We start from the raw sequence: 14,830 nt of genomic DNA, 5'->3' as shown, positions 1-14,830 counted from the left end.
AGCCGAAGCTCCGAGCCGCCTCCGTAACCGGGGAGCGGCCCCACCGTTTAGCGCCCGGTGTCGGCGGAGGCGGCTATTTAAACCAGCGCCTCATTTTGTCAAACTCTATTTTCAACTTTCTTTTCCAGACCGTTCCGCCTCGGAAGGAGGCCGAACCACTCCTTGGCGCCGAAAGGACTTCAGCGCCTCGGAAAGAGAAGAAAGCTTCGAATGAGCCCCCGAAGCGGCGGGCCGCGTCGGGAGGGCGGTGTTTATGCGGGAGCCCTTTTTGAGTCAAGCGCACCGAAACGCACTTTGACGATTTTCTTCGCGAACCGCCCGAAAAGCCCGCCGCATATGGACGGAAGCGGACGGAATAAGCCCCCTCCCCTCGCCCGCGAACGGGCGTCGGGCGGGAAAACCGTCGAACAGGAGATGGAAAATCGAGTCATCCGCCGGCTTCGGCGGGAATCGGCCGTCGAAACGACGCCGCTTCGGCGCTGATCACGCGCCGGAAATCGCAGATCGGGACGAATCCCGGATCACCGGCGGCGCTTCGAAAAGCGCCGCCGGGGCCGTCAGTCTTAGAATCGCTTCGTCACCTGCACGCCGTAGGTGCGCGGTTCGTTGACGAAGGCCGTCAGGTTGTTGAAGTCGATCGCGCCGATGACGTTGGCTTCATCGGTCAGGTTACGGACATAGACCGCCGCTTCCAGACCCTTGACCGGATCACGCCAGCCGGCGCGGGCGCCGCCCTCGAAGCTGGTGTCCTGCATGAACTCGACCGACTCGTAGAGGAACAGGTTGAAGTCCTTCTGGAGGACCCAGTCCGTCGAGGCGAACAGCTCGGTGCCGTTACCCAGGCCATGCACGTAGTTCAGCGTGATGTTGGCCGTGTACTTCGGGGCCTGCGGGAACGGGTTGCCGTCGATATTGGCGCGGCGCGTCGTGCCCACGGTCACGATCGGATCGGTCACGGTGCAGTTGGCGCCGCAGAAGGCGACCAGCAGGTCCTTGTCCTTGATCTCGGTGTGATTGTAGGCGAACCCGCCGGCCAGGCTGAAGCCGGCGCCGAGATAGACGTCGCCGTCCAGCTCGAAGCCGTAGCCCACGCCCTTGTCGGCGTTGATCAGCTGGTTGAAGTTGCCCTCGCCGCCGATGGCCGTGAACTGCGGGTCGGAGACCTCGTAGTAGTAGGCCGTGGCGTTCAGGCGCGCGCGCCCTTCCCACAGGCGCGACTTCAGGCCGGCCTCGTAAGACATCACGGTTTCCGAGTTGGCGGCCGTGATCAGGTCCGACGAGGTGATGCGGCCCTGGAGCGACGGACCGCGATAGCCCTTGGCGACGCGGGCGAAGACGTTCAGGTCGCCGTTGACCTCATAGAGGGCGCTCAGGTCCCAGCTGACCTGCTCGTCGCCGACCGAACGACGCACGTCGAACAGCGGACGGGCCGTGCTGGTGCTGCCGACCGGGATGATCCGGTCGCCCGAGAAGTCGCGGCTGTCTTCGGTGTAGCGCAGGCCGCCGGTGATCTTCAGGGCGTCGGTGACCTTGTAGTTGGCCTGGCCGAACACCGACCAGGATTCCGAACGCTGGACGATGTCGCCGATCACGGTCGGGGCCAGGCCGCCGGTGCCGTTGAAGGTGCCCGAGACGAGGTTGAAGCGCTCGTCCCAGAAGAACGCGCCGACCTGCCAGCCGAAACGGCCGTCGCCGTTCGAGGCCAGGCGCACTTCGATGGTCTTCTGGTCGAGATCGCTCGACAGGGTGCCGGTCTCGGAATTGAACGGCGTCTTGTAGGGCGCGGTCGCCGCGGCCGAGGCCACGCCGCCGTCGATATCGCCGTCACCCGACGAGCGGCCCTGATAGGCGCTGACCACGCCGGTCAGGGTGACCGGGCCGAAGTCGTAGGCCGCCTGCAGGCTCTGCGAGGTGGTGTGCTGCTTCTGCGGGTTATTGCGGCCGCCGTCGTAATAGACCGTGTCGCGGTCGAAATTGCTGTTCAGCTCGTTGGAGCCCTTGGTCAGCACGTTGGCGCGGTTCAGCGTGCCGGTGCCGATGTAGTCGCGGGCTTGCAGGGTCAGCAGGGTCGACAGGCGATCGGTCGGCTTGAAGGCCACGTGCACGCGGGCGGCGACGTCGTCGAAGCCGCCCAGGTCGTCGCCGTCGCCGGCGAACGAGGGATTGTAGGCGTTGTTGACCCAGTCGTCGCGATGGTTCCACAGGCCGGCCACGCGCACCGACAGGGTGTCGCTCACCGGAATGGTCACGCCGGTCTCGGCGCGCACCGCGCCCAGGTTGCCATAGGCCAGCGAGCCGAAGCCGCCGAAGCTGTCGGTCGGCTTGACGCTGTCGATCTTGACCACGCCGGCCGGGGTGTTGCGGCCGAACAGCGTGCCCTGCGGGCCGCGCAGCACTTCCACCTGCTGGACGTCGAACAGCGGGAAGCCCTTCAGGAAGACGTTCTCGAGCACCACGTCGTCGAGCACGACCGAGACCGGCTGCGAGGCGTTGAAGTCGAAGTCCACGTTGCCGAGGCCGCGGATGTAGAAGCGCGGCGCATAGCGGCCGTTCGAGCTTTCGATCTGCAGGCTGGGCACGCGGGCCGAGAGCGACAGCACGTCGCCGCCGCCGGCGGAGACGGCGCTCAGGGTCTTGTCGCCCAGGGCGGTGACCGCGAACGGAACGTCGCGGATGTTCTCGCTGCGACGCTGGGCGGTGACGACGATCTCTTCGGTGATCGTGGCGTCGGAGGCTTGGGCCAGGGCCGGCGCCGAGGCCAGCAGCGCAAGGCCGCTTACCGACAGAGCAAGCCAGGTGTGGCGATGGTTCATAGGTCTATCCCCTGTATTTATAGGGGCGCTGCCTACGCCGCGATGTAACGGGAAGGCCACAAAAAACCCGCGCTATTGCTTGAATTTTTCACGACGACTGGCGTTACGCCAAGATGAAGCGCGACTTAGGCGCTGCATTTACTGAAGAAATCGATTTTCCGATAACGGCAATATACTGGCGTTCAACGGTCGAAAATCGCACCCATTCCGGGCGAGCACGCACTAAGTAAGTCAGACCTTACCCAAATAATCATCAGTAAACGAACAATAGATCCATTGATGTGGCGCCCAGGCCTCACCAGCGGCGGTTCACCCGGACCGAAAACCACCGCCCCGACGAGCCGATCTGCAAGAGCCGCGCCCTGGATCCCTCATAGGCCAGGTCGTGCGTATTGGTCAGGTTGGAGGCGGCGATCACCAACTGGGTCGTCTCGCTCAGGTCGTAGCTGGCCTGGGCGTCGAGATAGCCCGCCGCGCCGATGGTGAAGTTCGAGACGCCCCCGCCCTGCATGTCGGCCTCCGAGCGGAAGGCCGAGCGCCATGACCACGACAGGTTCACCGCCAGCGGGCCGCGCTCGAGATAGGGACTGACCGACCAGGCCCAGTCGGACACCCCCGTCAGCCGCGCCCCGCCCACCCGGCTGTGGGTCCAGGTCAGGTTGGCCCAGACGCCGAAGCTGTCGGTCAGGCGGCGATGCAGGCCAAGCTCCACCCCGTCGACGCGGGCGCTGCCGAGGTTGCGGGGGCGCGACATCAGCACCTGGGCCTGGATCGGCGGACCGGCCTGGGTCTCGAAAGTGAGGGTCTCGGGGGCCTCGACCGTCTGGACGAAGTCGCGGATCGTCTTGTGGAACACCGCGATACTGTAGCCGGTGCGCCGGCGGGTGACTTCGTAGGACAGGTCCAGATTGTCGGAGACATAGGGCGTCAGGGCGGGATTGCCGCCCACGCCGCTGAAGATGACGCCCGGCTCGGGATTGTCGATGGCCGCCTGCCCCCGAATGTAGATCGACGACACCAGCACGCTGGCCGGCACGGTCGAGGCGCGCAGGTCGGCCAGGGATGGCCGGGTGATGCTGCGCGAGGCGGCCATGCGCAGCACGGCGTCGCCGGAAGTTTCGAACGCCAGGTTCAGGCTGGGCAGCAGCACGTCGTGCGTTCCCTCGAACGTCACGGGCTTCACCACCCCCGCCCCTTGGACGAAGGCCAGCTTGGCGCCGTCCACCTGAGTGCGCGTGCGCACCTGGCGAAGGCCGGCGTTGCCCGAAAACGGCCAAGCGCCCGCCAGGCCGTCGAAGTCCAGGCGCGCATAGACCGCCGCCACCTGTTCGCCCACGCGGTAGGAGTTCTGGAGGTCGGCGCCGGTGGGCGCCAGGTCGTCAGGGGTGACGATGACGCCGTCGCGCTCGCCCGGCAGGAAGAAGCCGGCGCGCAGGCGATCCTGGTCGGCGACGATCCAGGGCGTGGAGCGGCTCCGCACCAGGTCGGCGAAAACGTCGTCCGGCGTCGCGCCGCGATAGAGGTCGGCCAGGCTTCCGCCGTTCGCCCGGGGCGTCGCACGGCGGTCGCGGCGCTGGTAGTCGCGCCCACGGTCGCTGAACTGACCGCCCAGCTTCAGGCCCGACAGGTGCAGCGGCCCCAGGGCGCGGTCCAGCCTCCGGCGCGCGCCGAAAAAGGCGGTGACGTCGTCGTCGCGCGACTCCACCGCCCGCAGATTCAGCTGGGCCAGGGTCAGGCGCGACGGATCCAGCAGGTCGAAATCCGTGGTCAGCCGCCCGGCCCGGCGATCCGACACCCCGCTCTCCAGGTCGAAGTCGTAGGCGACGCCCTCCGGCGACTGGGCCGAAAGCCGCAGCAGCGGCGTGTCGAGCACCGAGCGGGCGGTCGAGACGCTGATGCGCGGAGTCAGGACCCACGCCCCTGTCTTGAGCTCACCGCCCAACGATACCGCCAGGTTCAGGTGCGACTGGTCGGAGAACTCGGTGTTGTTGTCGATCCGGCCGCTTGCGACCCGCCCGGCGACGACGACGCCGTCCTTGATCCGTATGTTGCTGCCCTGCCCCGTCAGGCGCGGGCCCAGGCTGTAGACCAGCCGATCCTCGCGGATGGCGTTGTCGAAGGTCGAGACCAGGCCGTCGAAGTCGAGCCGCAGGCTTTCCGACACCCGCCAGTCGGCGCCGACAAAGGCGCTGCGACGGCGGCGGTCCTCGCTTTCGACGGTGGTGCGCAGATCGTTTGGCGCGGCGAGCTTGGCGGCTCCCGCCTCGATCTGTCCGAACCGCATGATCTGGAAGCGGTCGTAACGGACGGCGCGATCCTCCTGCGAGGCGCCGGCGACCAGGCCCATGCTCCCATCCGCGAAAACCATCCGTCCGACCACGGATAGATCGGGGCGGAAGTCACGCGTCCGCGCCTCGACCACCCCGCCGACGCGGACCGAGGCGAACGGATCGCCGTCCAGGCCGCCCGCCGTCTCGATGTCGATATTGGCCCCGATGCCGCCGTCGATCATGTCGGCCGTCGCGGTCTTGGCCAGGCGCGCGCCCGCCAGAAGGTCCACCGACAGCGCCCGGAAGCGAAACTGCCGGCCGCTCTGGGTGGAGTTGCGGATGTTCTCGTTGAAGGCCACCGGCGCGCCGTTCAGCGTCACCGACTGGAACAGCGGCCCAAGGCCCCGCACGCTGACGAACTGGCCCTCGCCGACCTCGTGCTCGATGGCGACGCCGGGCACGCGCTGAAGGGCCTCGGCCAGGTTGGCGGCGGGCAGCCCGCCGATCTGCTCGACCGACACCCCGTCGGAGATCACGTCGGCGGCGCGCTTGCGGCGCAGGGTCTCGGCGATCTGGCTGGAGGCGCGGCCGATCACCTCCACCCCCTCGACCTCGACCGTCTCGGACGGAACCGGCGGCGGGGGCGGCGCGGGCCGCGACAGCGCAGGCTCGGCCCAGATCCGCACGCCCCGCGCGCCGACGAAGCGGTAGCGCAGTCCCGTGCCCTCCAGCATCCGCGCCAGGGCTTCGCGCCAGTCCATCTCGCCGCGCACCGCCCGGGTGCGCGCCTGCTGCCCCGGACGCTGCACGAAGGACAGCTCGCAATCGGCCTGCAGACACAGCTGGACGAGGCCCGAAGAGGCCTCCTGCGAGGGGATGTCGAAGCGCAGAACCCTGGGCTCGGCTCGCGCCGGCTGCGCGACCGCCAGCGCCAGGGCCAGGGCCGCGACGCCGAACAGGCCGCGTCGCGCGCCGGCAGGCAGCGATGCAGCAAGCGGTTCCAACAATGACGACCCCGACGAGACGATCCCCGCCCCTTAGCGCGCGTGCATGACAGCTCTGCGATGCGCGTCCTATTCGGCGCGGATCAGCACCCGGCCGTCGGCCGCCCGCTCGGCGCGAACCGGCAGCAGCGCCGCCATGCGGTCGACCAGCGCCCCCTCGCCTTCCAGCGGCAGGACGGCGGTGACCCGCACGCTCGACAGGCGCGGATCGGCGGCCACCAGCGGCGCATCCGAATAGCGCGAGGCGGCGGCGACCACCTCCGACAGCGGCGCGTCCTGGAACACCAGCCGCCGGCGGCGCCAGGCCGTGGCGCTCTCGACGTCGATCAACGCCTTGTCGATGCCCGGCCGTCCGGGGCGGAAGCTCGCCCGCTCGCCGGGAACCAGCGCCAGGGCGCCATCCAGCGCCGCCTTGTCGGCGGCGTCGCGGCGGCTGACGGAAACCCGACCTTGCAGCAGCGACACCTGCGCGCCGTCGCCGGTCAGGGTGGTGGCGAAGCGCGTGCCGGTGACGATCACCCGTCGATCGCCCACCGCCACCTGGAACGGGTGGGCCTTGTCGTGCGCCACATCGAAGAAGGCCCCGCCGCGCTCCAGCGTCACGCGGCGCACGTCGCCGGAGAAGGCCACGCGCACCGCGGAGTCGGCGTCCAGCGTCAGCCGCGAGCCGTCTTCCAGCGCCACGTCGACGATGCGGCCCGGCGCGCTCTCGTAAAGCAGGCCTTCAGGCGTGGGACGCAGCGACGGCCCCACGACCACCACCGCCACGGCGGCCGCCGTTGCGGCCAGGCCGCCGGCCAGCACCATCCGGCGTCCGGCGTTGGCGGACGGCTCGCGGCGGCGCAGGCGGGCGATGTCCAGGGCGAAAGCGCCGCGCGCGCCTTCCAGCGCCGCCAGGTCGGCCTTGGCCTGCTCGTATTGGCGCAGATGGTCGTGGTCGGCTTCCAGCCAGTCCAGGAACGCGGCCTGGTCGCGCGCGCTCACGCCCGGCCGGCCCATGCGGGCCAGCCAGTCCTCGGCCGTGATCGGCCGGGTGGCGAAGATTGCGGTCAGGCGGCCGATCATGGGCGGCGGAAGTCCCTTGTTTTCCGACCGGTTCGCGCGAAGGCGCGGAAGGTCTCACAGACCACAACGATCCAGGCGCGCGACACCTCAGTCATGACGCGAGCCCTTCAGCTGGCGCAGCGCCTCGGCGATGTGCTTTTCGACCATGCTGACCGACACGCCCAGGCGGTCGGCGATCTGGCGATAGGTCTTGGCCTCGAAGCGATGCAGCAGGAAAGCGTCGCGGGTCTTGGGCGGCAGGGCCCGGATCACCGCAGCGGCCGCGGCCAGATCCTGGCGGCCGATCAGCCGCTGGTCGGCCGACGGCGCTTCGCAGGAAATCGCCCGCGGCCCCTCGTCCAGGTCGTGGATGTCGTCGGCGTCGCGGCGCGCCCGCTCGCGGCCAGCCGACTTCCAGCCGTCGAGCTGCAGGTTGCGGGCGATGACGAACAATAGCGGCCGCGCATCGGGCGCGGCCAGGTCGTGACCGGCGCGATGGAAGCGCGCGAAGGCCTCCTGCACCACGTCCTCCACCTCGCCGGCCCGGTCGCGGCGCTGGAGATAGGCGATGAGGTCGCGCCGCAACGCCGCCGCGGCGGCGTCAGTCCGCACGGCCGCCCGTCCCCGCTCCGAACGCGTAAAGACGCCCCCTCCGGCGAAGGGGGCGTCCGCGTAGCCGCCCTCGGCGACCGTCAGCACGTCCTGGGCGGAAGATGTGGGCGCCGTCCATAGTCTCGGACCTGGCACGAAGTGTCCTCTCGGCCTTGATGAGCCGCAGCCATCGCCAAAAAGTGTGACACTTTTTCACGACGCGCCGCGGCCGGTCGCAGGAATGGGGCGGCCGGCCTGCGCCGACCGTCCCGCAACCTTGCCTCGGATCAGAAGTTCATCCGCAGGCCGAGCGCGAAGCGGCGCCCCGAACGCTCGTCCATGGTCGGGAACGACGGATCCATGGTGTAGCCCTTGGTGGCCTCGTCGGTGACGTTGATCCCCTCCAGGCTCAGCTGGATGCGTTCGTTGAGGTTGTAGCTGACCGAGATGTCGGTCTGGCCGTAACCGTCGCGCCAGATCGGGTACATTTCGTAGCCGATGCCTTCGACGTACTTGTCCTTGTAGTTGTACGAGACGCGGGCCTGGAAGGCGTCGTTCTCGTAGAACAGGGTGACGTTGTAGGCCTTGTCGGCCAGGCCCACCGGCGGGGTCGGCACGCCGATGATCGACTGGCCCGTCAGCGAGCTGTCGAGGATCGTGTAGTTGGCGTTGATCCCGAAGCCCTTCAGCGGTTCGTAGAACAGGCCGAACGGCACGATGGCCACCAGTTCCACGCCGCTGACCTTGTAGGAGCCGTCGGCGTTGATCGGCTGGTAGACGTCGAAGTCGTAGACGCCGTCGATCGAGCCGTTGGCGTTGTACTTGGTGACGTTCTTGACCGTGCCGGTCAGGGCCTGGCGGACGACGCCCTCGATCTCCTTGCTGAAGTACGAGGCCGCCAGCAGGCCGCCTTCCGGCAGGTACTTCTCGACGCCCACTTCCCACTGCTTGGCGAAGGTCGGCTTGAGGTTCGGGTTGCCGTCGGTGAAGCGGAACGAGTTCCAGCTGGCCGTGCGCTTGTAGGCCAGGTCCGTCAGGGCCGGACGCATCAGGGTCTCCGACGCCGCGGCGCGCAGCATGATGCTGTCGGTCAGCTCGGCGGTGAAGTTCACGCTGGGCAGGATCTTGTCGTAGCCGCCCTCGCTCGACACCGGCGCGGGGGTGTAGCCCGTCGAGCCGTTCGGGTTCTGGATCTGGTGATAGCCCGACGAGGTGATCGAGGTGTCGACGTAGCGCGCGCCGCCGTTGATGGCGACCGGCACCGGGCCAACGTCGAAGCCGAAGTCGGCCATGGCGTAGAGGCTGGTGACCTGCTCGGACACCTCATAGTAGTCGCCCGGCGTAAACGGCGTGGTGAAGCCGGCGTAGCGGAAGGTGCGGCGGGCGTAGTCGTTGGAGATCTGGCTCCAGGTGATGTCGCGGATGCTGTAGGCGCCGCCCGGCACCAGCTGGTCGATCGGGGTCAGTTGGCTGTCGGCCAGGGTGCGGGTGTTGAGCCAGGCGGTGCTGCCCTTGCTGGGCCCCTGGATGTTGAGGGCGCCGTACTGACGCTCCTTCGACTTGTCGGTGTAGCGGGCGCCGACCTGGATCGACTTCAGCGCCGGGAAGGCGTCGAAGGCGAAGTCCTTGGTGAAGTCCAGCTGGGCCGCGTACTTGTCGTCCTTGATCTTCTCCAGCGTCGTCTCATAGGCCTCGAACAGATACTTGCTGGGCGAGTTGTACATGTCGATCGAGGCCGGGTTGGCGCTCTTGATCGTCTCGCCGCCATTGGCGGTCCAGCGGGTGCGCGACGGGGCGTAGGCCACGTGCTTCAGGTTCGAGAAGTCGATGGTCTTCTTGGCGCCCGAATAGCCGGCCAGGCCGTGCAGCTTCCAGTCGTCGCCGCGCCAGTTGAACTCGGTCCCGAACTGGGCGTAGTCGGTCTCGCTGATCCGCTCCTTGCTCAGCATCTCGTGTTGGGTGGCGGTGTAGGAGACGTCGCGCAGCACGACCATGCCGTACTTCGACAGCGTGTCCTTGTCGTAGCTGTGGATGGTCTCGAGCGTGCTGCGGCTCGAGGCCGAATAGGCCGCCGCGTCATACTCGTCCTCAGTGCCGTCGAAGCCGCCGACCATGGCGTCGAACGCCACGTCGAAATTGGCCGAGGGCTTGTACTGCAGCGACAGCGTGCCGCCCCACTGGTCCTGGGTGTTCAGATAGGCGCGGTCGCCGACCTTGTCCTGGAAGATGATCCGGCCGGTCTGGTCACGGTTGGTGTTGCTCTTGACGATGACGCCGGCGTCGCGCGCCAGCACGGCGGCGGCCTGCGAGGCGCGCGTGCCGCCCGCCTCCAGGAAGCGGAACATCGGGCGGAAGTTGATGCCCGAGTTGGAGTCGGTGCGGTTGGTGCGGCGGGCGGTCGAGAACGACACCAGCGCGCCGAAGTCGCCCCAGGTGTCGCTGGCCAGGAACGAGACCTTCGGGTCGCTCTTCTCGGAGATCGAGTTGTAGGCGCCCTCGGCCGAGGCCACCAGCTTGCGGCCGCTGTAGTCGAACGGACGGGCCGTCGAGATGGTCACGGCGCCGGCGATGCCGCCTTCCTCGTCCGAGGCGCGCGGCGACTTCTGGACGGTGACCTGCTGGATCACTTCCGAGGCGAAGATGTCGAACTCGACGTCACGGCCGCCGCTGCCCGAGGCCGTGGCCAGGTTGTTGATGGTGACGAAGGTGAACTCGCTGGGCAGGCCGCGAACGCTGACCCGGCCGCCCAGGCCCTTGTTGCGCTCGATGGTCACGCCGGGAATGCGCTGCAGCGCCTCGGCCAGGTTCTGCTCGGGGAAGTTGGCGACGTCGGTGGCGACGATCGAGTCCGAGAAGCCGATGGTGTTGCGCTTGATATCGACGGCCTCTTCGAGGCTGCGGCGATAGCTGCCGGTGACGACGATTTCCTCGACCGCGTTCTGTTCGGCGGCCGCCGGGACCGGCGCGGTCTGGGCGGCGGCGCCAGACGCGGCGAACAGGCCGATGGCCGCGCAGCTGCTCATCAGCCAGGCGGTGTGGCGCGCGCGGCGGCCGGTGTTGTTCAGTTCGATCACGTGCTGATCTCCGCAGGTCGTTTGTTGCGACGGCGGGAAGCCGGACGCCTTCGCCCGACCCATGCCCCCTGACGCCCTCAACGACACCGCCCAGCGACGCCTCAGCGCGGAACTGCTGATTTCATCAAAACTTCACGGCCGGGCCGCGCGCGGCCACGGGGCCGGATCGTCCGGGTCCGGCGCGCCTCCAGGTTGGGCCTCGACATCCAACCTGGGGTGGGTCAACAGGTCTGCATGGCGCCCCGCTCCGAAACCGCTCCCTCGTCCCGGTCCGTCGATCCCGAGCGGGTCCTCGACGCCGCCGCCGCCATCGTCGCCGAGGTCGGCCTTCGGGGCCTGACCTTGCGCGACCTGGCCCAGGCGCTGGGCAAGAGCACCACCGTCATCGTCAACCTGTTCGGGTCCCGCGCCGGCCTGACCGCAGCCCTCGCCGCCGCCGCCCTCGAGCAGGACCGGGACTTCCACCATCGCTTCTTCGCCGACCTGGGCGAACTGGAGCCCAGCCGCGACGCCCTGCTGGCGGTGCTGGGCCGCTACCTTCGCCGCCGCGCCCTGCCCTGCGCGACCTTCGTGCGCATCTGGGAAGAACTGGTGGTAGGCGGCGAGCCGGAGACGGCGCCCACCCTGCGAGCCTGGGAGGCCATGCGGCTGGACGCCTGGAAAAGCTTCCTCTCCCGCGATCCGAAGCTCGCGCCCATGGCCGAGGTGGTGACCACCTACCTCGTCATCGAGCAGTTCTACGCCGGCGCCCTGGCCGACCGGGCCGATTACGAGGCGATCGCCGCCGAGGGCCTGGGGGGGCTGGTCGACCGCGCCTTCGGGCTGGAGGACGCGCCGGCGACCACCACCGAGGCCTATGTGGCCCGGATGACCATCCCCGAGGCTCCGGCCGGCGACGGCCCCAACGGCGCCATCCGGCTCAAGCTGCTCGACGTGGCCGCCGACCAGATCCTTGCAGGCGGCCTGCCGGCGATGACCAACCGCTCGGTCTGCCAGGCGGCCGGCGTGTCGACCTCGACCATCGCCTATCACTGGAACGACATGCGCCGCTTCCAGGTCGACGCCATCTGGCGCTGCGTGTTCCGCGACATGCCCCAGCAGCTCGACTACCGCCGCCCCGCTCCGTCGGCATCGCCGACTCTGGAAAGCTGGAGCGCACTGATGGCGACCACCGCGCGCAGCGGCGACTCGCCAGGCGAGGGCTTCTACGTTCGCTACGCCCGCCTGATCGCCCACATCTGCCTGGAGGCTCGCCGCGATCCGCAGTTGCAGGCCCTGGCCATGATCCTGCGCGGCCCCGAGGGCGGCGGCACCTACACGGGCCGCGCCGAGGTTTGGCCGCCGAGGTTCGACCTCAGCCGCCGGGCAGCCACGCGTTTCGCCTTGTGGATCAAGGGCCGCGCCCTGATCGGCGCTGCCCTAGGGGAAGCCCCGACCCCGGTCCAGATGATCGAAAGCGCCGAACAACTGGTCCAACGCCGACTTCCTTGAGTCGAACAACCGTTATTTCGAATAACGAAGATCGCTCTCAGACATTGAAAAATATGGGCTAATTCCGTCACGAAACCATCACGACGACACATTAGACGGGCCATCGTTGTCGAGCGGTTGTTATTTTGACGACAGCAGGCAGCCACCGGAGCAATCCCCCGGCTCACGGCGGCGCCTGCATTCTTCGTCCTCTCGATCGCTCGACGACGCCCGTCTTGAACCCCAGTCGGCGCCCGCGGGAGGGGCTCGCGCGCACCGGCCCGATGGATCGACCCATGCAACGTCTCCTCGTCGGCGCCTCCAGCGCCATACTGGCCTTCGCCATCGCCCAGACGGCTGCGGCCGAAACGCCCGTCGCGGCCGACACCACCGTGCTCGAAGACATCGTCGTCACCGCCCAGCGCCGCGCGCAGTCCAGCCAGGACGTCGGCGTCGCGCTCAGCGTGATCGGCGGCGAGGCGCTGCAGGAAAAGGGCGTCAACGTCGTCAACGACATCGAGAATGTCGTGCCCAACATGGAAGTCGACAGTCAGTTCGGCAGCGGCCAGCCGCAGTTCCGCATCCGCGGCATCGGCGCCCGCGAGTACTCGAGCAACAACGCCTCGACGGTCGGCATCTATGTCGACGAAGTGGCCCACCCCTACACGATCACCACCCAGGGCGCGATGTTCGACGTCTCGCGCATCGAGGTGCTGCGCGGCCCGCAGGGCACGCTGTACGGCCGCAACACCACCGGCGGCGCGGTGAACATCATCACCAACGCCCCCACGGCCGAGCGCCACGCGGGCTTCAGCGCCGAATACGGCTCCTACGACCGCCACCGCCTGGAAGGCTACGTCTCGGGCGAGATCAACCCGGTCCTGCTGGGGCGCCTCGCTGCCGTCACCGAGCAGGGCGGCGCCTGGCAATACCACCGCGACACCGGCCAGAGCCTGGGCGACGCCGACAAGACCGCCATCCGTGGCCGCCTGACCTGGCTGGCCACGCCCGACGTGACCGTCGACCTGTCGGCCACCTACATGCGCGACAAGTCCGACGGCCTGGGCATGCGTCTGCGCGGTCCCTACACCTCGTTCGACGGCAGGGTGACCTATCCCACCGACACCTCGCGCCGGATCACCGGCTGGCAGCTGTCGCCGCAGATGGCCGCCGTCTCGGGCCGCTCGCTCGGCTCCAAACCGGGCCGCGACAACGACGGCTTCGACCTCAATGTCCGCGTCCAGGCCGACCTCGGCTGGGCGCAGCTGAACTCGATCACCGCCCACCAGACCTTCAGCCGCTCGGAATACAACGACTGGGACGGCACCCGCTTCCACGAGTCCGACGTCTATTTCTACAACGACCTGAAGGTGTTCTCGCAGGAGCTGCGCCTGTCGTCGAAGGACGAGGGCCGGCTGAACTGGATGGTCGGCGGCCACTATGCCGACGAAAGCCTCGACGGCGGTTTCTACACCGAGTTCCGCGGCGCCAACACCAACCTGATCAACACCCCCTACGACCAGAACGTCGAGGCCGTCGGCGTCTTCACGCACAACAGCTTCGAGCTGACCGACAAGTTCAGCCTGATCGCCGGCCTGCGCTACGAGCACGAGGACCGCAGCCTGACCACCTCGGGCACCCGCCGCCTCAACGTGCCGGAAGGCCCGTCGGTCACCTACGAGACCAGCCTGTCGGAAGTCAGCGGCCGCTTCGGCGCCGAGTATCGCCTCAACCCCGACGCCCTGCTCTACGCCAGCGTCGCTCGCGGCGTGAAGTCGGGCGGCTTCACCACCTACAACGGCACCTCGGCCACGCCCTTCAAGCCCGAGATCGTCATCTCCTACGAGGCCGGCTTCAAGAGCGATCTGTTCGACCGCCGCCTGCGCCTGAACGGCGCGGTGTTCTTCTACGACTACCAGGACCAGCAGATCCAAGGCCTCGAGTACGACCGCGAGAGCGGCCGTCGCGGCAAGATCACCAACGTCCCCAAGTCCGAGATCTACGGCGGCGAGCTGGAGATGACCTGGACGCCGTTCTCCGGCCTGACCATCAGCCAGAACGTCGGCTACAAGAAGGGCAAGTACACCGAGTACTTCGCCATCGACGGCGCGGCGACCGACGCCGCAAACCCCGTCGACGGCCCCTGGGACATCATCATCGCCAACGACCGCTCGGGCGAGCCCCTGCAGTTCCCCGAGCTGAACTACGGCGGTTCGGTCAGCTACGACTGGCGGATCGGCGGCTACGCCTTCCGCGCCGAGACCAACTACAACTACCGCGACGCGATCTACAACGCCTCGTCGGATTCGGTGCTGCCCAGCTACTGGCTGGTCAACGCCAACCTCAGCATGGGCCCGGCCGACAGCGACTGGCGCGTGGGCCTGTGGGCCCGCAACCTGCTCGACAAGGACTACGAGGAGACCCGCAACGGCTTCAACGGTTCGGCCCGCCCGACCGCCTCGCCGAGCATCGGACGCACCGTCGGCGTGCGCCTGACCGCGGAGTTCTGATCCCCGCGCCACCCGCCCGGGCCGGCCGCGCCGGCCCGGGCGTCATTGTCTCCA

General features: G+C 68.3%; 7 protein-coding genes. 2 read left to right on the top strand and 5 right to left on the bottom strand.

From position 1 onward, the window contains the following. Window positions 1-563 precede the first annotated feature (563 nt). The 5 genes from P7A99_RS23775 to P7A99_RS23755 all read right to left on the bottom strand — a co-directional run bounded on the left by P7A99_RS23775 (window position 564) and on the right by P7A99_RS23755 (window position 10,796). Window positions 564-2,813, bottom strand: coding sequence for a TonB-dependent receptor (locus P7A99_RS23775; protein ID WP_277796189.1), 2,250 nt, complete (start codon window positions 2,811-2,813; stop codon window positions 564-566). Window positions 2,814-3,108: 295 nt separating this feature from the next. Then, the gene (locus P7A99_RS23770) at window positions 3,109-6,087 is read right to left on the bottom strand and encodes a TonB-dependent receptor (RefSeq protein ID WP_277796188.1); all 2,979 of its coding nucleotides are present in this window, start codon (window positions 6,085-6,087) and stop codon (window positions 3,109-3,111) included. Window positions 6,088-6,156: 69 nt separating this feature from the next. Then, complete coding sequence (locus P7A99_RS23765) at window positions 6,157-7,152, bottom strand: FecR family protein (protein ID WP_277796187.1); 996 nt, start codon at window positions 7,150-7,152, stop codon at window positions 6,157-6,159. Window positions 7,153-7,239: 87 nt separating this feature from the next. Further along, window positions 7,240-7,743: an RNA polymerase sigma factor gene (locus P7A99_RS23760; RefSeq protein WP_277796186.1), complete on the bottom strand. Its 504-nt coding sequence runs from the start codon at window positions 7,741-7,743 to the stop codon at window positions 7,240-7,242. A 266-nt stretch (window positions 7,744-8,009) separates the two neighbouring features. Continuing rightward, complete coding sequence (locus tag P7A99_RS23755) at window positions 8,010-10,796, bottom strand: TonB-dependent receptor (RefSeq protein ID WP_277796185.1); 2,787 nt, start codon at window positions 10,794-10,796, stop codon at window positions 8,010-8,012. A gap of 234 nt (window positions 10,797-11,030) precedes the next feature. Here P7A99_RS23755 and P7A99_RS23750 point away from each other — a divergent pair, with 234 nt between their 5' ends. Together P7A99_RS23750 and P7A99_RS23745 are read left to right on the top strand one after the other, a co-directional pair. Continuing rightward, entirely contained in the window at window positions 11,031-12,287 is a 1,257-nt protein-coding gene (locus tag P7A99_RS23750; RefSeq protein ID WP_277796184.1) for a TetR family transcriptional regulator, read from the top strand. Between the two features lie 275 nt (window positions 12,288-12,562). Beyond that, window positions 12,563-14,776 carry a TonB-dependent receptor gene (locus P7A99_RS23745; protein WP_277796183.1) on the top strand — a complete coding sequence of 738 codons (2,214 nt, stop codon included), beginning with the start codon at window positions 12,563-12,565 and terminating at the stop codon, window positions 14,774-14,776. Window positions 14,777-14,830: the final 54 nt, after the last annotated feature.

It is taken from the genome of Caulobacter endophyticus, from assembly GCF_029543245.1.
Lineage (GTDB): Bacteria > Pseudomonadota > Alphaproteobacteria > Caulobacterales > Caulobacteraceae > Caulobacter > Caulobacter endophyticus_A.
This window is presented reverse-complemented; position numbering and strand designations above follow the sequence as displayed.

Coding starts and splice junctions, on each gene's coding strand:
- P7A99_RS23775 (WP_277796189.1), bottom strand. CDS start 2,813: ATGAACCATCGCCACACCTGGCTTGCTCTGTCGGTAAGCGGCCTTGCG.
- P7A99_RS23765 (WP_277796187.1), bottom strand. CDS start 7,152: ATGATCGGCCGCCTGACCGCAATCTTCGCCACCCGGCCGATCACGGCC.
- P7A99_RS23750 (WP_277796184.1), top strand. CDS start 11,031: ATGGCGCCCCGCTCCGAAACCGCTCCCTCGTCCCGGTCCGTCGATCCC.
- P7A99_RS23745 (WP_277796183.1), top strand. CDS start 12,563: ATGCAACGTCTCCTCGTCGGCGCCTCCAGCGCCATACTGGCCTTCGCC.